Origin of the sequence: Rhodococcus sp. EPR-134, assembly GCF_001647205.1 — a bacterium.
Taxonomy (GTDB): domain Bacteria; phylum Actinomycetota; class Actinomycetes; order Mycobacteriales; family Mycobacteriaceae; genus Rhodococcus_F; species Rhodococcus_F qingshengii.
The window spans coordinates 1-15,991 of sequence record NZ_LVCT01000720.1; the positions used below are offsets into that span (position 1 = coordinate 1).

The 15,991-nt window shown below is 63.3% G+C and carries 20 protein-coding genes; 13 read left to right on the forward strand and 7 right to left on the reverse strand.

What is annotated here, in order from left to right; translation table 11 throughout:
• From A2J01_RS31085 to pyrE, 4 genes are all read left to right on the forward strand, one after another.
• A partial coding sequence (locus A2J01_RS31085) for a DUF5666 domain-containing protein (protein ID WP_231916160.1) occupies positions 1-340 on the forward strand: 340 nt, incomplete at its 5' end.
• Positions 341-426: 86 nt separating this feature from the next.
• Complete coding sequence (locus A2J01_RS31090; protein ID WP_054187144.1) at positions 427-1,314, forward strand: hypothetical protein; 888 nt, start codon at positions 427-429, stop codon at positions 1,312-1,314.
• A 46-nt stretch (positions 1,315-1,360) separates the two neighbouring features.
• Entirely contained in the window at positions 1,361-2,161 is an 801-nt protein-coding gene (locus A2J01_RS31095) for an SDR family NAD(P)-dependent oxidoreductase (protein ID WP_064114270.1), read from the forward strand.
• A gap of 98 nt (positions 2,162-2,259) precedes the next feature.
• On the forward strand, positions 2,260-2,793 hold the full coding sequence (gene pyrE / locus A2J01_RS31100) for an orotate phosphoribosyltransferase (protein WP_003944385.1): 534 nt from the start codon (positions 2,260-2,262) through the stop codon (positions 2,791-2,793).
• Positions 2,794-2,844: 51 nt separating this feature from the next.
• Here the strand turns inward: pyrE and A2J01_RS31105 are convergent, their stop codons facing one another.
• Genes A2J01_RS31105 through A2J01_RS31115 form a run of 3 tightly spaced genes read right to left on the reverse strand, consistent with a single transcriptional unit; the run spans position 2,845 to position 5,165 of the window.
• Entirely contained in the window at positions 2,845-4,101 is a 1,257-nt protein-coding gene (locus tag A2J01_RS31105) for an MFS transporter (protein ID WP_003944384.1), read from the reverse strand.
• 23 nt (positions 4,102-4,124) lie between these two features.
• Positions 4,125-4,568, reverse strand: a complete 444-nt coding sequence (locus A2J01_RS31110) for a MarR family winged helix-turn-helix transcriptional regulator (protein ID WP_003944339.1) — start codon at positions 4,566-4,568, stop codon at positions 4,125-4,127.
• Between the two features lie 33 nt (positions 4,569-4,601).
• Positions 4,602-5,165: a TetR/AcrR family transcriptional regulator gene (locus A2J01_RS31115; RefSeq protein WP_054187132.1), complete on the reverse strand. Its 564-nt coding sequence runs from the start codon at positions 5,163-5,165 to the stop codon at positions 4,602-4,604.
• A 63-nt stretch (positions 5,166-5,228) separates the two neighbouring features.
• On the opposite strand from A2J01_RS31115, the gene A2J01_RS31120 reads away from it, so the two are divergent.
• Both A2J01_RS31120 and A2J01_RS31125 read left to right on the forward strand, forming a co-directional pair.
• A complete protein-coding gene (locus A2J01_RS31120; protein WP_003944312.1) occupies positions 5,229-5,909 on the forward strand; it encodes a lysophospholipid acyltransferase family protein in 681 nt (226 codons plus the stop codon).
• A gap of 49 nt (positions 5,910-5,958) precedes the next feature.
• The gene (locus A2J01_RS31125) at positions 5,959-6,672 is read left to right on the forward strand and encodes a lysoplasmalogenase (RefSeq protein ID WP_064114271.1); all 714 of its coding nucleotides are present in this window, start codon (positions 5,959-5,961) and stop codon (positions 6,670-6,672) included.
• A gap of 4 nt (positions 6,673-6,676) precedes the next feature.
• On the opposite strand, the gene A2J01_RS31130 is transcribed toward A2J01_RS31125, so the two are convergent.
• Positions 6,677-7,120 carry a hypothetical protein gene (locus A2J01_RS31130; RefSeq protein ID WP_007726759.1) on the reverse strand — a complete coding sequence of 148 codons (444 nt, stop codon included), beginning with the start codon at positions 7,118-7,120 and terminating at the stop codon, positions 6,677-6,679.
• Positions 7,121-7,154: 34 nt separating this feature from the next.
• Here A2J01_RS31130 and A2J01_RS31135 point away from each other — a divergent pair, with 34 nt between their 5' ends.
• The 5 genes from A2J01_RS31135 (at position 7,155) to A2J01_RS31155 (ending at position 11,182) form a co-directional block, all read left to right on the forward strand.
• Complete coding sequence (locus A2J01_RS31135) at positions 7,155-7,937, forward strand: SDR family oxidoreductase (protein WP_003944309.1); 783 nt, start codon at positions 7,155-7,157, stop codon at positions 7,935-7,937.
• 67 nt (positions 7,938-8,004) lie between these two features.
• Entirely contained in the window at positions 8,005-8,592 is a 588-nt protein-coding gene (locus A2J01_RS31140) for a DUF6636 domain-containing protein (RefSeq protein ID WP_064114272.1), read from the forward strand.
• Positions 8,592-9,284, forward strand: a complete 693-nt coding sequence (locus A2J01_RS31145) for a TrmH family RNA methyltransferase (protein WP_042452183.1) — start codon at positions 8,592-8,594, stop codon at positions 9,282-9,284. Before A2J01_RS31140 ends, A2J01_RS31145 begins: the two co-directional genes overlap by 1 nt.
• A gap of 57 nt (positions 9,285-9,341) precedes the next feature.
• On the forward strand, positions 9,342-10,463 hold the full coding sequence (locus tag A2J01_RS31150) for a glycoside hydrolase family 76 protein (RefSeq protein WP_064114273.1): 1,122 nt from the start codon (positions 9,342-9,344) through the stop codon (positions 10,461-10,463).
• Between the two features lie 11 nt (positions 10,464-10,474).
• Positions 10,475-11,182 carry an alpha/beta fold hydrolase gene (locus A2J01_RS31155; RefSeq protein WP_054187134.1) on the forward strand — a complete coding sequence of 236 codons (708 nt, stop codon included), beginning with the start codon at positions 10,475-10,477 and terminating at the stop codon, positions 11,180-11,182.
• On the opposite strand, the gene A2J01_RS31160 is transcribed toward A2J01_RS31155, so the two are convergent.
• Positions 11,145-12,143, reverse strand: coding sequence for a GNAT family N-acetyltransferase (locus A2J01_RS31160; RefSeq protein WP_231916161.1), 999 nt, complete (start codon positions 12,141-12,143; stop codon positions 11,145-11,147). The genes A2J01_RS31155 and A2J01_RS31160 overlap by 38 nt on opposite strands.
• Before the next feature lie 91 nt (positions 12,144-12,234).
• Between A2J01_RS31160 and A2J01_RS31165 the strand changes: the two genes are divergently transcribed.
• Both A2J01_RS31165 and A2J01_RS31170 read left to right on the forward strand, forming a co-directional pair.
• The gene (locus tag A2J01_RS31165; RefSeq protein ID WP_007726771.1) at positions 12,235-13,587 is read left to right on the forward strand and encodes an LLM class flavin-dependent oxidoreductase; all 1,353 of its coding nucleotides are present in this window, start codon (positions 12,235-12,237) and stop codon (positions 13,585-13,587) included.
• Positions 13,588-13,631: 44 nt separating this feature from the next.
• The gene (locus A2J01_RS31170) at positions 13,632-14,759 is read left to right on the forward strand and encodes a GTP-binding protein (RefSeq protein ID WP_054187136.1); all 1,128 of its coding nucleotides are present in this window, start codon (positions 13,632-13,634) and stop codon (positions 14,757-14,759) included.
• Positions 14,760-14,770: 11 nt separating this feature from the next.
• Here A2J01_RS31170 and A2J01_RS31175 read toward each other — a convergent pair whose 3' ends face one another.
• Both A2J01_RS31175 and A2J01_RS31180 read right to left on the reverse strand, forming a co-directional pair.
• Complete coding sequence (locus tag A2J01_RS31175) at positions 14,771-15,433, reverse strand: DedA family protein (RefSeq protein ID WP_003944306.1); 663 nt, start codon at positions 15,431-15,433, stop codon at positions 14,771-14,773.
• A gap of 29 nt (positions 15,434-15,462) precedes the next feature.
• Positions 15,463-15,991, reverse strand: a 529-nt coding sequence (locus A2J01_RS31180; RefSeq protein WP_064114275.1) for a DedA family protein, incomplete at its 5' end; no start/stop codon positions are given.

Sequence of the window (15,991 nt, forward strand, 5' to 3'; positions counted from 1 at the left end):
CACGACACCGCCGAAGGCCAGCACCACGGCGCCGACTCCGACGACGGATTCTCCGCTCAGCCAGCTTCCAGGCGGGCTCGGCGAAGTCATCGGTGACGCCGGGGGAGCCGTCGGCACCGTGAAGTCGAACGACGGCGGCACGTTGGTCATCGATTCGATCGGGGGTTCGCAGGTGACGATTCTGACCACCGCGGACACCACGCTCATCGCGCTCAACCGCGCCACCATCGCCGATCTGCAACCGGGAGACAACATCGTCGTCGACGGAACGCCGGTGGAGAACGGCACGATGACCGCCAACACGATTCTGAGTACGTCGCTGCCGAAGTTCGGCAACTGAGTCGTTCACGACACATCGGGCGAGTCCACCAGGGTGTCGCGGGAGGTTGAGGCCGCGAGTCGCTACCCTGGAGGGTGATGACTGGAATGTGGTTCGGACTGGCAGCAATTGCACTCGCAGGCGCGGGTGCGCTTCTGTACGTCGACAGGACGAGGCGAGATCAATCCGGGCGAGTGCGTCAGATCTGGGCCAAGGCGCAGGGTTACACGTACACGGCCACTGACGATCAGCTGGCAGGCGAATGGCACCGCGCGGTCATGGCCAAGCAGGACTACCTCACTGCTACCGACGTCGTCCGCGGCCGCCGTCGCGGAGAGCAGTTCGTGCTGTTCGACCTGGAGGAGACCGCAACCATCGTGGCTGTTCGCCGCGAGATCGGGTCGGACGTCGACATCGATCTTCGGTTGAAGTCGACGGCTCCGCCCAAGGACGGCGACCTGAACCTGTTGGGTGCGATCGGTTCACGAGTCGTCTTCGCGACCGATCTCGAGATCGCACGTCGTGTCTGTGATCAGCGCATGGTGGCGTTCACCGAATCGGTTCCGCCGTCGATCAGCATGCTGTGGAGCGAAGGGCAGTGGACGCTCGGTTCGCTTCCGGTGACCAGTAACGGCCGGGACTGGGACGCGGCAATCGAGTCGGTTGCGCGCCTGTCCGGCATTCTGCATGTCCTGCCTCCCGTCACCGATCCCAACGAACTCGAGGTCGATCACGATCCGAGCCGCCCGCGGCCGGGCGCCGAGAAGTCTCGCCCAACTCCGGATCCGGTAGAACAGCCCCGTTCGCGTCAAGAGCAGCCGCCCCGTGACGCTCCGCCGCGTGAATTTGCCCCGCGTGAGTCCGCACCGCGTGAGCCCGCACCGCGGGAATCTGCGCCACGTCCGGATCAACCGCTGCGCAAGCCCGAGGCGGCTGACAAGCCGGCTCAGCGCCCGGCGTCGCAGCGCTCGGGCACAATTCGCCCGGTCGACTGACCTTTAAGGTTCCCGTCCAGGCGCGATAACCACTAGCGTGGCCGGTATGTCGACTTCAAACTCGGATCGCCCTGTGCGTCCCGTTGCCCTGGTGACCGGACCCACCTCTGGTCTCGGCGCCGGTTTCGCCAAGAAATACGCCTCCCTCGGATACGACCTGGTTCTCGTCGCACGTGACGAGGTCAGATTGCACGACCTCGCGTCCGAGTTGAAGACGATGTTCGGCACCGAGTCGGAGATTCTGGTTGCCGATCTCGCATCGGAGGCCGGACGCGACACGGTCGCGCTTCGTTTGGAGAAGGGCGTCGAGGTGTTGGTGAACAACGCCGGATTCGGTACCTCCGGCGAGTTCTGGACCGCCGATCCGGCGCTTCTTCAGTCTCAACTCGACGTCAACGTCACCGCCGTGATGCGGCTGACCCGTGCGGCGCTGCCCAGCATGATCGCGTCGGCGCACGGAACGATTGTCAACGTGGCGAGCGTCGCGGGCCTGCTGTCCGGGCGGGGTTCGACGTATTCGGCAAGCAAGGCCTATGTCATCTCGTTCACCGAAGGGCTGTCCGGCGGGTTGGCCGGGACGGGAGTGCGCGTGCAGGCGCTGTGCCCGGGCTTCATTCGCACCGAGTTCCACGAGCGCGCGGGCATCGAGATGTTCACGATCCCCAAGCCGATGTGGCTGAGCGTCGACCAGGTGGTTGCGGCGTCGATGAAGGATCTCTGTGACGACAAGGTCATCAGTATTCCGGGATTCCAGTACAAGGTCCTCACGACGGCCGGGCGTCTCGTTCCCAAGGGGCTGGTTCGCCGGCTGACCAACATCGTCGGACGTGGCCGCGGGCGGACGTAGCCCAGAGGCGGAAGCCGGACGTAGCCCAGAGGCGGAAGCCGGACGTAGCCCAGAGGCAGAAGCCGAACACAAGGCAGTGGTCGGTAGGCTGAGCACTCATGAGCGATCGTGAGGATTTGGCTGCGCTGGTGCGCGAATTGGCTGTTGTACACGGAAAGGTGACGTTGTCCTCGGGCAAGGAAGCCGATTACTACGTCGACCTTCGCCGCGCGACACTTCACCACAAGGCAGCGCCGCTGATCGGCTCGCTGCTGCGTGAACTGGTCGCGGACTGGGATTTCGACGCCGTCGGCGGTTTGACGATGGGCGCCGATCCGGTTGCTATGGCGGTGATGCACGCTCCCGGCCGACCGATCGATGCGTTTGTCGTCCGCAAGGCCGCGAAGGCCCACGGGATGCAGCGCCAGATCGAGGGCCCGGACATCGTGGGCAAGCGTGTCCTGGTTGTCGAGGACACGACCACGACGGGCAATTCGCCGTTGACAGCAGTGAAGGCCCTGCGCGAGGCAGGGGCCACCGTGGTCGGAGTCGCTACGGTCGTCGATCGCGCGACGGGTGCGGATGCGGTGATCGGTGCCGAGGGCGTCGAGTACCGCTCGCTGCTGGGCCTGGAAGATCTGAACCTGAGCTGACGCCCCGTGAGTGGTTAAGGAGTCCCTGCGCTCCTCAACCACTCACAGGGGTCAGTCGCCTACGGTGACGGCGAGTGCTTCGTCGACGCTGTGCGGCGCGGGATCGTGGTCGTCGACGTGAGCGAGAACCTTACGTCCGCTCGACAGGACGAATACGGCGGCGAGGGTGAGCACCGCGCCGACCCAGAACGGCATGTGGACGTTGGATTCGCCGAGCTTGCCGGCTACCCACGGAGCAGCGGCGCCGCCGACGAATCGAACGAAGCTGTAAGCAGCCGAGGCGGTCGACCGCTCCACGGGAGCTGAGATCATGACGGTTTCGGTGATGAGTGTGTTGTTCACGCCGAGGAACAAACCGGCGAGGACGACACCGACGATCAATACGATCTTGTTCTCGGTGAACAGCGCCATCATGCCCAGGTCGAGTGCGAACAGGGTCAGTGCCAGCATCATCATCGGCAGGGTGCCGAAGCGTCGTTGCAGGCGAGGGGCGAGGAAAACCGACGAGATCGCCAGCATCAGGCCCCAACCGAAGAAGATGAATCCGATCGGGTACGCCCCCATGTCGAGGGGGAACGGCGTGTACGCGAGCAGCGTGAAGAATCCGTAGTTGTAGAGCAGCGCGGTGATGGCAACGGTGAGTAGCCCGCGGTGCCGCAACGCCTGGAAGGGCGCAGCGATGGATGTGTGGTGTTCGGGCTTGGGTGCGCTCGGAAGCATCACGACGATGAGAATGAAGGCGACCGCCATCAGGGCTGCGACGCCGAAGAACGGTGCGCGCCAGCTGATGTCACCGAGAACTCCGCCGACCAGCGGTCCGACTGCGATACCGATTCCCAGTGCAGCCTCGTACAGGATGATCGCCCGTGCCACGCCGCCGCTGGCCGCGCCGACGATTGCCGCGAGCGCCGTTGCGATGAACAGTGCATTGCCGAGTCCCCAGCCCGCACGGAATCCGACGATCTGGCCGATGGTGCTGGAAGCGCCTGCCAGAGAAGCGAACACGATGATGATGGCAAGGCCTGCAAGAAGTGTTTTCTTGGCGCCGATGCGGCTGGACACCACACCGGTGATGAGCATGGCCACGCCGGTGACGAGCATGTAGCTGGTGAACAGCAGCGAAACCTGCGACGGTGTGGCGTCGAGTTGTTCGCCGATCGGTTTGAGGATCGGATCGACCAATCCGATGCCCATGAAGGCGATGACGCTGGCAAAGGCTACCGCCCACACCGCTTTCGGTTGTTTCAGGAGGCTCGGCGGAGCCTCGTTCTGGTGCGTTGATGTCGCGGTCGTGTTGCTCACGGCCACCTCCTTTTTCAGTGGTGGGTGTTTCAGCTGGGATCGGAAGTCTTGATGATGGAACGCAATTCGGCCAATCCGTCGGCCAGTTTCTTGATCTGCTCGGGCCCGAGTTCGACGAAGTGGGGGACTAGAGCGTCGGCGATCTCGTTTCGGCCGTCGTTCAAGATCTTTCGTCCCTTGTCCGTCATGGCCACTCGAACTGCCCGGGCGTCCTCGGGGTCGGCGCGGCGTTCGACGTAACCGTTCTCGCCGAGTTTGCGCAGTAGTGCAGTGGCAGAGGGCTGCGAGCTTCTGTCGAGTCGAGCGAAGTCGCTGATCCGCATTTCGCCGTATTCCTCGAGTAGCGAGAGTGCGCGCAGCCAGGCGCGTGGGTACTGATCGGACGCGAAGGAGCCTGCCAACTTCGCGAAGCGGTGCGTATTGCTCACGAGGTCGACGAGTAGTTCGTGCAGTTGCTGTTCTTCGTCTGTCACGAAGAATATTATTGCATAGGTTAACTATGTAAATCAACGAGTCCGTGGAAGGTGGTCCGTCACGGCGGTGGCTACCAGCGACGGCACATCGAGGTCGGGTGCGACGAGTGCGAGGCTTCGATTTGCCGCCAGCACTGCGATGCCGTGGGTTCCGGTCCAGATGTTCAACGCAGATGTGGTGGGATCGGAGGCGTCGGCCTCTTCGGTCAGGGATTGCAGGGCGGCGAAGAGCGGGAGTGAAGACTCTCGGAGGTTGCTGCCTGCGCCCTCGAGGAGGTCGTGGCGAAACATCAACTCGAACATCGCCGGTCGCTCCTGGGCGAATGACACGTATTCGATTGCTGCCGAGATCAATCGGCTACGAGCGGGTTGTTTGCCGGCGAGGACGGGATCGAGTCTGTCGGCGAGATCGCGCAGGCCGTATGAGGCAATTGCGGCTAGCAGGCTGTTGTGGGTCGGAAAGTATCTCCGCGGGGCGCCGTGCGACACGCCCGCCCGACGCGCTATCTCCCGTAGCGTCAGTTCTGTGGCGCCGTCGGCATCGAGAATCTCGACGCCGGTGGCGACGAGTGTTTCGCGAAGGCTGCTGACAGTCATGGAAGACAGTGTCTACTATTCTCGTCGTAGACACTGTCTACTAGACGGAAAAGGTGATGCCCTGTGCTCTATTGGCTGTTCAAATACGTCCTGATCGGCCCGGTCCTCTGGCTGTTCGGGCGGCCGACGATCGAGGGTCAGCACCACATCCCCAAGAAAGGGCCGGTGATTCTCGCCGGCAACCATCGGGCAGTCGTCGACTCGTTCTTCCTGGTTCTCATGGTGCGCCGACGCATCACCTTCGTCGCGAAGAGTGAATATTTCACCGGGACCGGTGTGAAGGGCGCGATGCAGCGCTGGTTCTTCGGTGGGGCCGGTCAGGTGCCGATCGACCGTAGCGGCGCCGACGCCTCCCGTGCGGCGTTGGACACGGCCATCGGGATTCTCGACAAGGGTGGTGTCTGGGGGATCTACCCCGAGGGAACACGATCACCCGACGGTTGCCTGTACAAGGGAAAGACCGGAGCGATTCGAGTCGCCTTGGAAACCGGGGCGCCGGTCATTCCCGTCGTCGTACACGGCGGCGACGCAGTCAACCCGCCGGGTACGCGGATGTGGCGCTTCAGCAAGGTCCGGATCACGGTAGGGGAGCCGATCGACTTCTCTCGGTACCGCGAACTTCGTGGCTACCAGGCCGTCGTGCGTGCGGCGACGGACGAATTGATGGCAGTGCTCTGTGACCAGTCGGGGCAGGAATACGTCGATGTCTACGGCGCGGACGTCAAATCCGGCGATGCCGCCTGAGTGACACAGTACGGTCGCTGTTGGACGTGTAACCAACAGGAGGATTGTGATGGCGGGCAAGTGGGGCATCGAGCACGCAGTTTTTGCGGCGGCGACGGCAGCGACAGTGGTCGGGGCAGTAGTCGGTAACGAGCGGGTTCAGCAGATCGCGAAGCCGTTGATCGCACCCGCTCTGGCCGCCCGAGTGCTGCGCAAGCGCTCGGAGACGGAAACTGCCGATACCGCACTGCTTCTGGCCGGTCTCGCCGCTGCAACTGTCGGCGACGTGTTCATGATCGACCCGGACAACGATGCTCGTCTGATCAAGGGCGCGTCCTCGTTCGCGGTGATGCAGGCCAGTTACTCGGCGCTCCTGCTGCGGCGCGGCGCTCGGCCGACCCGCGCTGCCCTGCGGCCCCGCATCAGCGGTTGGTCGACGGCGTCCGGACTGCTCCGTGCCAAGGCCCCGAGCGTGTCGACGCCGCTCACCGGATACGGATTGATGTTGGGAACCACCTCGACGTTGTCGGCGGACCCCGCTCTGGCACCGCAGTCCAAGGCCGTGCTCGACGTGGTCGTCCCGAACAAGGATCGACGCTCCTGGCTCGGATTGGGCGGAGTGCTCTTCACCGCATCCGACGGATTGATCGTGGTGCGTCGTCTGTTCATCCGCGGGACCGCCGGCCGCGCTGCTGCCGAGGGTGTGATCCTGGCGTCGTACGCGGGAGCGCAGCTGATGCTGGTGGAGGGCATGTTGGCGCTGGGGCGCAAGACGAGCGTCTAGTCTTTCACGGGCACAGCATGATTCGGTCTCGGTTCTTCGGGTCCACCATGACGGTGACCGTGGATCCGGGAGTGATCTTGTCTTTGTACTCGGGTCGGATCTCGTACTCGATCCGGCCCGAGTACGAATCGGAACCTGGAACCGTGAGGTGGAGTGCGAGCTTGGCCAATTCGCCGTCGACGGTTCGGCGCAGGGGTGTGACGGTGTCGATTCGTGCCCACCCTTCGAGGCCGTGCTTTTCGAGTTTGCGCTCGGCGCGGGTCGGGCGGTTGGCCCATGCCATTCCGAATCCGAGAACCGAGCCGAAAGCGGCGAGCAGCCCGCCGATCTGATAGGGCAGCGTGCCAGGCGGAGTGTGCTCGACCAGCCATCCGAGCCACACGGCGAGCACGATCAGATACCCCACCGCGATGAAACACACGGTGTGTACGACGCGACGGTGATTCATCAGATTTCCTCCACATCCAGGATAGCCTGACCGGATGAGCGAACCGAACGTCTTCATCACCGGTGCTGCGGCTGGAATCGGGCGGGAGACGTCGCTGTTGTTCGCGCGCAACGGATACCGCGTCGGCGCGTTCGACATCGACGACGCCGGCCTTGCCTCCTTGAAGGCCGAGATCGACGGTTTCGGTGGGAGTGTCGTGACGGGTGTCCTGGACGTCACCGATCCGGCCGGATGGGCGCAGTGTCTGGCCGATTTTGCCGGGGAGTCCGGGCGTCTGGACATCCTGATCAACAATGCGGGCGTGCTCTCGTCGGGACGGTTCGAGGATATTTCTCTTGCGGCGCATCGCCGAATGGTCGACATCAACATCACCGGCACCCTCAACGGCACGCACACGGCTTTCCCGTACCTCCGCGATACCGTCGGCGCTCAGGTGGTCAATCTGTGCTCCGCTTCGGCGATCTACGGCCAGCCCGAACTGGCGACGTACGGTGCAACCAAGTTCGCGATCCGCGGCCTGACCGAGGCGCTCGATCTGGAATGGGCACAGCACGACATCCGTGTTCTCGCGCTCTGGCCGTTGTTCGTCCAGACCGCGATGGTCACTGGAATGGACACCGGAGCCACCAGATCGTTGGGTATCAAGCTGACTGCAACCGACGTCGCGCAGGAACTGTGGGCGGCCACACGCGGCGCCGGACGGATGCACAAGGTTCACTACCCGGTCGGAACTCAGGCGAAGCTCTTCCTCAGCGCGTCGCGGTTCTCGCCCGCGTGGCTCTCACGGCTGATGAACAAGCGCGTCACCAGCACTTAGTCGACCACACGATAGAGTGCACTGTCGGCTGTTGCTGGGCCAAGATGACGTGTGTGGAGGTAGTCGGGTGGTTCGTGTTCGGGTGGGGTTCGTCTTGTTGGGCGTCGGGTCGGCGCTCGTGCTCGCAGGGTGCAGCGGGGAGGCGGATTCAGCGCCGACCGTAGCGGCGCAGCCCAGTTCGTCCACCACTACCGCAGTGCCGACGACAACCACCACCGTCGCGCCCGTCGTCCCCACGACCACCGCACCACCGACCACGACGCTGCCACTCACGGACGTGCAGTTCGAGCGCAACGAGTCGTACTACTTCACCACTCCAGACGGAAACTTCCAGTGCGGCATCATCAAGTTGCCCACCAGAATCGAAGCCGGGTGCGAGGGAACGACCACTCCCGTTCCGCCGCGGCCGGAGAGCTGCATGGTCAACTGGGGCAACGGTATTCGCGTCACCGACGAGGGTGAGGGTGCTTTCATGTGTTCGGGCGGAGAGGTGTACACCTCTGGCGGCCCCGACGCCGATCCGGTGTTGGCGGCCGGTCAACCGCTGAGCAAACTGGGTTTCACCTGTACGACCACCGCGACAGACGTCTCGTGTGTCAACGATCAGACCACGCACGGCTTCACCGTGGCTGCAGATTCCAACGAGGTGTTCTGATGACCGAAGTCGCAGCCGACGACGTGTCCGGCGGAGCCGGTGAACCGGGACCCACCGAGTGGGGCGAGAATCCCAACGGCGTCGGACCCTGGGCCGAGGAGCACGACACGGAACCGCCGACCGACGAGCGCTACGACCCGGTACTTCTGGCCGAGGGTGATCGTCGAAACGTCTTGGACGAGTATCGGTACTGGACGCGGGAAGCGATAGTCGCGGATATCGACTCGCGCCGTCACACGATGCATGTCGCCATCGAGAACTTCGCGCACGACGCCAACATCGGCACGGTGGTCCGCACGGCCAACGCGTTTGCCGCGGCCGCGGTCCACATCGTGGGGCGTCGGCGCTGGAATCGGCGGGGCGCCATGGTGACCGATCGATACCAACACATCGTTCACCATGCAGACATCGGCGAACTCGTCGAGTACGCCCGTGAGAATTCACTCACGATCGTGGCCGTCGACAACACCCCGGGGTCGGTGCCGCTGGAAACGGCAAGCCTGCCGCGGGAGTGCATCCTGCTGTTCGGTCAAGAAGGCCCCGGAGTGACCGATCATGCGAAAGAGGTTGCGTCCATGACGGTCTCGATCGCACAATTCGGTTCGACTCGCAGCATCAACGCCGGTGTCGCGGCCGGCATCGCGATGCACGCGTGGGTACGTGAGCATGCCGATCTCGCCGATTCCCGCTGATCTCGCTCGCGAATTCCGGCTAGCGTGTAGCGCCTCGACCAGACAGGATAGGTAGTTATGCAGGAAGTGTGGGCAGAGCGGGCCGATGCGGCTGAGGGCGCGATAGTCAGTCGTCACCTTCGGCGCCTGTGGGGAATGCCCCGGACAGCACTCGGCGTGGTTGCCTGGCCTGCTGTTCGACGCGAGCGGATGTTCAAGCCGTGGCACTACTGGTGGCAAGCGCACCTGCTCGATACTGCGATCGACGCACTCGAACGTGACCCGACCCCCAAGCGTCGTCGCCGGGTCGCGAAGGTTGCCCGCAGTGTGCGGGTCCGCAACGTCTCGGCGTGGACCAACAACTACTACGACGACATGGCGTGGCTGGGCCTCTCGCTCGAACGTGCGCAACGCATGTTCTCGGTCGATCACCGAACCGCGGTTCAGGCGCTCGAATCGCAACTCTTCGATTCGTGGTCCCCGGCCGACGGCGGCGGTATTCCGTGGTGCAAAGGCTCCGATTTCTACAACACGCCGGCAAACGGACCCGCCGGAATCATGCTGGCGCGCACCGGAAAACTCTGGCGTGCGCAGGCAACGGCCGACTGGATCGACGAGACGCTGCGGGATCCGGACTCCGGACTGATCTTCGACGGTATCCGCCGCGACGGCACCCTCGAGCGCGCGATCTACTCGTACTGTCAAGGCGTCACGCTGGGGTTGGAAACCGAGTTGTCGACGCGATTGGGCGAACCGCGCCACCGCGAGCGAGTCCACAAACTCGTCGACGCGGTGTACGACGGCATGACCGAGTACGGAGTCATCACGGGCGGTGGCGGAGGCGACGGCGGACTGTTCAACGCAATCCTGGCTCGCTACCTCGCGTTCGTGGTGGTGAACCTGTCCTGGGAGACTCACGAGGACCTGCGAGCGCGCGAACTCGCAGCGCAGATCGTTCTGTCCTCCGCGGAAGCGGCCTGGAACAACAGACTGCAGATCGAAGGTCTGCCGCTGTTCGGGCACGACTGGACCAAGGATGCTCAGTTGCCGAGTCTGTCCGGCGACATCGCCACCTTCGCCGCCGGAACCGTGCGCTCGTCGAGCGTGCCCGAGCGAGACCTCTCGGTGCAGGTAGGTGGGTGGATGCTCATGGAGGCGGCATTTGTCGTCTCGGCGGCTGGACACCCGCGTAAGCGTTAGGCTTTTTCCTCATGGAATCCCGGCACGTGGTCGACACGGACGGCGTACGTCTTCACGTCGATGTCGGTGGGGCAGGGGCGGACGTTCTGGTTCTCTCCGGCGGCCCGGGATGCGTTCACTATCTTGCTCACGACGAGCTGGTTCCGGAAGGAATGCGCGCGTGGTGCCCTGAGCCACGCGGAGTCGGCCGGTCCGGTGGCGGCGCTCATACGATGGCGCAGGCCGTTGCGGACCTCGAACTCGTCCGACGCACGTTCGAGATCGACAGCTGGGTCGTGCTGGGGCACTCGTGGGGATCCGACTTGGCGGTGCGGTACGCACTCGACTGTCCGGAATCGGTGTCCGGCGTCGTCGGCATCGCGGGGCACGGCCTCCACAAGGACCGGACATGGTCGAAGCAGTACGAAGCGGGAATCGAGCCGGACCCGCAGATACCTTGGGAACCTGTTGTCTGGCAATCGCTTCAAGAATCGTTCATCGAATGGATCCATGAACCACAGCTGTTTCGGCAGTTGGCCGACTCACCAGTGCCCATGACATTTCTCGCGGCGGCCGACGACATTCGCCCGTCGTGGCCGTTACAGCAACTGGCCGAGCTCGTGCCTAACGGCAGTTTCGAGGTCGTCGACGGTGTCGCGCACAACTTCTGGCAGTCTCACCCGCTCCTGTGGAGGAAGATCGTCACCGAGGCTTGTGCGGCGCACTCTCGGCTCTCCTGATTTCCACCAGGATCCGCTCCGCGACGGTCTGGTATCCCAGGCTCCGATTGACGGTCAGCATCGGGTGATTCTCCGCGTTCACCGTTGTGTAAATCTTTTGCAGCGAGGGAAATTCAGCTGCCAACACAGACGCTTGTTGCTCCTTGACCCACCGAGCGAGACCGTGTCCGCGGTGCTGGGGAAGTACCACGGTGTCGTGCTGCGATGCGTGGGTGCTGTCATGTTCGTCCACCGTCACCACTGTCGCTGCGGCTACTTCGCCGACGCTGTCGTCGACCGCGCAGCACACCAGGAGCACTTGAGAGCCACCCGTCATCTTCTGTTCCCACGATCTGACCTCGTCAGCTCCCCAATTACGTTCGGGCATCTGCAGTTCGGCGCCCGGCGCGTCGAGGAGTCGGTTCAAAGCCTCCGAGAAGGAGTGGATCAGCTCGTCCGGGGTTCGGTTGCGCCAACTGACGATTCGATAGCCGGGGCGGGTGCTGTGTGCGGTGGGAGGGCTGAGGTGCTGAACCTGGTTGGCCAACCGAAGCAACACACGGTGGCCGTCGAACGATCCCAGGAAATGCTCGGCTGCGCTTCCGACGAGCGCCGTCACTCTGATTCTTCGCACGCCGAACCCGGCGATGTCGACTTCGGCGAGTTCGGCAAGCGCTCGTCCTACCCCTCGTCGCTGCGCGTGGGGTGTCACGTACATCCGAAACTCTGCGAGATCAGGTTCCGCCGAGTTGCGTCGCGCCTGGGCGATGCCGAGGACTTCGTCCGTTCCACCGTCGCGTGCGATCCAACGCCATACATCGGCCGAATTGTCCTCGGCCTCGATCATTTCCATCAGCGCCGTCGCTGTCGGCGCAGTTCCGGACAGGTGACGCTGGCCTTCGGCGAAGACCTCACACCACTGGTGAAGAACCGATGCTGTCGATCCGGACGGTACGAACTCGGCTACGACTACGCGGCTCACCCATGTGACGATACCGAGCTGCCAACCCCGAGTTGGAATCACGCGAACCCTAACCCTGTCGGACTGCGGCGGCAGTTGCCAGCATTCAGGCATGTCTGATTCTCCGCGCCAACTGAGCCTCAACGCGTTCATCCACCCCGCCGGTCATCACGAAGCGGCGTGGCGTCATCCGTGGACAACACCGGAACGTCTGTTCGACGTCACGTATTTCCAGGAGATCGCTCGCACTGCTGAGGCGGCGAAGTTCGACGGAATCTTCTTCGCCGACGGTCCCGCGTTGCGCAGCGACGTCGAGCACGGTCCCGCAGGAACGTTGGAGCCGATCACCTTGTTGACGGCCATTGCAGTGGCAACCGAGCGGATCGGATTGATCGCGACGGCGTCGACCACGTACTACGAGCCGTACAACCTGGCTCGGCTGTTCGCCTCGCTCGACCACATCTCGAACGGACGTGCTGGGTGGAACATCGTCACCACGGGTACGGATCTGGCTGCCGCGAACTTCGGGCTGGCCAAGCATCCGGACCACGGCGACCGGTATTCGCGCGCACGGGAATTCGTCGACGCGGTGGTGCGGTTGTGGGACAGCTGGGAGGACGACGCGATCAGTCTGGACCGGGAGAACGGAATCTACGCGGACAGAAACAAGATTCACGAGATCAACTACGTCGGGCGGCATCTGCGGGTGCGGGGACCGTTCAACGCACCGCGAACTCCGCAGGGATACCCTGTGCTGGTGCAGGCCGGTGCGTCCAACGACGGTCGCGCGTTTGCCGGTCAGTATGCGGAGGCGATTTTCACAGCGCACCAGAGACTTTCCGATGCGCAGGCGTTCTACACCGACATCAAGTCGAGGGCTGCGCAGTTCGGGCGCAACCCCGATCATGTCAAGATTCTGCCGGGAATCAGCCCGTTCATCGGTGACACCGAGGAACAAGCCAAGGCGCTCGAGCGAGAATTCAACGAGTTGACTTCGCCGGAGTACGGGCTCGCGCAACTCGGTGCACTCACCGGGACCGATGTTCGGAATCTGGAACTGGATGCACCGGTTCCCGTCGAATTGTTCGCGGCGGCAGGTGATGTCACCGACAACAAGCAAAGTAGATTGCAGGTGATCGCCGGCATCGTCGAGCGTGAGCGTCCGACGGTTCGGGGACTGCTTCATCGTTTGGCGGGTGCGCGCGGACACCGGGTGTTTGCCGGAACCGCCGAGCAGGTGGCTGACACGATCGAGGAATGGTTCACCAGCGGTGCTGCTGACGGCTTCAACGTCATGCCGCCGTACTACCCGGGTGGGCTCGAGATCTTCACCGAGCGTGTGGTCCCGATCCTGCAGGATCGCGGTCTTTTCCGGACTGAATACACGGGTACGACCCTTCGTGATCATTTCGGTTTGCCGAGGCCCGAGAGCCAGTTCTCGGGTAGTGCCTCTGCAGTGCAGTAGACCCGCCCACTGTTGTCGATAATGACAATGGTTACCATTAAGGAATGAAGCAGCTACCGGTAACCGTGCTGTCCGGATTTCTGGGCGCAGGCAAGACCACACTCCTCAACCACATTCTCGCCAATCGCGATGGCCGGAGGGTCGCCGTCATCGTCAACGACATGAGCGAGATCAACATCGACGCGGCCCTCGTCGCGGGCCAGGGTCATCTCGACCGCACGGAAGAGAAGTTGGTCGAGCTGACCAACGGATGCATCTGCTGCACGCTGCGTGAGGATCTGATCGACGCCGTCGGCGCTCTCGCGCGAGAAGGACGGTTCGATCAGTTGGTGATCGAGTCCACCGGCATCTCCGAACCGATGCCGGTGGCGGCCACCTTCGACTGGGAATTCGAGGACGGTTTCAGCCTCGGCTCGCTCGCGAAGCTCGACACCATGGTGACCGTGGTGGACGCGTCGACCTTCCTCGGCGAACTGGCAAAAGGCGAACGACTGGACGAGCGCAACCTCGAAGCCGGGGAGGGGGACGGACGCAGCATCTCCGATCTCCTGGTCGATCAGGTGGAGTTCGCCGACGTCATCTTGCTGAACAAAACCGACCTGGTGAGCCCGCGGGCGGCAGGAACCGTCGAGGCGACGCTTCGTAGGCTCAACCCCACCGCTCAACTGATTCGAACAGATCACGGCAAAGTCACCCTCGACCGAGTCCTCGAAACCGGTCTCTACAACCCGGAACTTGCTGCGCAGGTACCCGGTTGGGACGAGGAACTGGCCGGTGGGCACACCCCGGAAACCGAGGAATACGGAATACGCAGCGTCACATACCGCGCCTCGCGACCCTTTCATCCGGCGCGACTCGAGGCCGCGCTCGGTCAGTTCGCCGGACTCCTGCGGAGCAAGGGATTCTGCTGGATCGCCAGTCGGCCCGAGTTCGCCGCGATCTGGTCGCAGGCAGGCCCCAACCTCGTCATCGAACCGGCTCAACTGTGGGCGTCGGCGGCGGAGGTGCCAGGGCAGGAGATCGTGTTCATCGGAGTGAAACTGGACCCGGCGGCGCCGTCACGAATCCTCGATCCGGCTCTGCTGACCGATGACGAACTACGCGAAGGGCCGCGGGCATGGACTCGCTACGAGGACCCGCTGCCGGCGTGGGACCAGGGCCACCTGCACTGAGCAGTCAGCTTCTAGTCGAGGACTTCTTCGACCTCGACGTCTTCGGCCGGTCGGGCCATCTCCTTGCGGTACTGCCAGATTCCCAGCGCAGTACCGATGACCAAGCTGACCATCATCACGATCAGCACGGCGGGCAGCAACCACGGCACGCGATCGAGGAACGAGCCACCGTAGAAACCGAGTAGCAGGAGCACGGGCGCCCAGATGATCGCGCCGATGGTGCTCGCGATGGTGTAGCGCGTGTGGTTCATCTTGGCTGCGCCCGCGACCATCGGGCACAGGGTGCGCACCCACGGAACCCAGCGAGCAATCAGGACCGCCCAGAACCCGTGTTTTTCCAACAGGATGTTCACGCGGTGCAGGTTCTTCTCGGTGAAGTACTTGCCGCCCTTACGGGCTTTGATGTGATTGCCGGTCCGGTGGCCGATGACGTACCCGACCTGGTTGCCGGCAATGGCCGCGATCATCGCACCGACAGACAACGCCCACACGTGGCCCGCGCCGGATTCGTGGCCGGCAAGAACGATTCCGGCTGTGATCAGAAGCGAATCACCGGGGAGAAACAACCCGAGGATGATCGCGCACTCGATGAAGACGAACGTGACGACGATGATCCAGACCAACAGAGGCCCGGCAGTCTCGAGTGGGGAGAAACTGCCGGATGCGAGCGTCATCGTCGTCAGTTCTTCGCCTCGTTCTGCAATCAGGGGGTGGGGTCTTCGGGGACTGTCACCGTCGAATTGTCCGTAGTGGAAGTATTCGCCGTTTCACCACGTCTCGACGCCAGAATTCGCTTCCCGATTTCGAAGACGATCGGCAGAACCGACACCAGGACGATCAAGATGAAGATGTAGTCGACATTGTCGCGGATGAATTCGATCTGCCCCAGGAGGTAGCCGAGCAAAGTCACGCCGGCACCCCACAGGATGCCGCCGACGATGTTGTACGTCAGGAACAGTGAGTACTTCATCTTCGAAGCGCCGGCGACAACCGGAGCAAAAGTACGCACGATCGGCACGAACCGAGCCAGGATAATGGTGATCGGGCCGTGCTTTTCGAAGAAGGCGTGTGACTCGTCGATGTACTTCTTCTTGAAGAACCGCGCGTCGTCCGTCTTGAACAGGGCAGTTCCGCCCTTGGCGCCGATGTAGAACCCGACTTGGTCACCCAGAATCGCGGCGATCGGAATGGTCACCAGGAGCACCCACAGCGGCGCGAACGGTTCGATCTCG

Coding starts and splice junctions, on each gene's coding strand:
- A2J01_RS31125 (WP_064114271.1), top strand. CDS start 5,959: ATGGCGGGCAAGTGGGGCATCGAGCACGCAGTTTTTGCGGCGGCGACG.
- A2J01_RS31170 (WP_054187136.1), top strand. CDS start 13,632: ATGAAGCAGCTACCGGTAACCGTGCTGTCCGGATTTCTGGGCGCAGGC.
- A2J01_RS31130 (WP_007726759.1), bottom strand. CDS start 7,120: ATGAATCACCGTCGCGTCGTACACACCGTGTGTTTCATCGCGGTGGGG.
- A2J01_RS31090 (WP_054187144.1), top strand. CDS start 427: ATGTGGTTCGGACTGGCAGCAATTGCACTCGCAGGCGCGGGTGCGCTT.
- A2J01_RS31175 (WP_003944306.1), bottom strand. CDS start 15,433: ATGACGCTCGCATCCGGCAGTTTCTCCCCACTCGAGACTGCCGGGCCT.
- A2J01_RS31145 (WP_042452183.1), top strand. CDS start 8,592: ATGACCGAAGTCGCAGCCGACGACGTGTCCGGCGGAGCCGGTGAACCG.
- pyrE (WP_003944385.1), top strand. CDS start 2,260: ATGAGCGATCGTGAGGATTTGGCTGCGCTGGTGCGCGAATTGGCTGTT.
- A2J01_RS31135 (WP_003944309.1), top strand. CDS start 7,155: ATGAGCGAACCGAACGTCTTCATCACCGGTGCTGCGGCTGGAATCGGG.
- A2J01_RS31165 (WP_007726771.1), top strand. CDS start 12,235: ATGTCTGATTCTCCGCGCCAACTGAGCCTCAACGCGTTCATCCACCCC.
- A2J01_RS31155 (WP_054187134.1), top strand. CDS start 10,475: ATGGAATCCCGGCACGTGGTCGACACGGACGGCGTACGTCTTCACGTC.
- A2J01_RS31095 (WP_064114270.1), top strand. CDS start 1,361: ATGTCGACTTCAAACTCGGATCGCCCTGTGCGTCCCGTTGCCCTGGTG.
- A2J01_RS31115 (WP_054187132.1), bottom strand. CDS start 5,165: ATGACTGTCAGCAGCCTTCGCGAAACACTCGTCGCCACCGGCGTCGAG.
- A2J01_RS31150 (WP_064114273.1), top strand. CDS start 9,342: ATGCAGGAAGTGTGGGCAGAGCGGGCCGATGCGGCTGAGGGCGCGATA.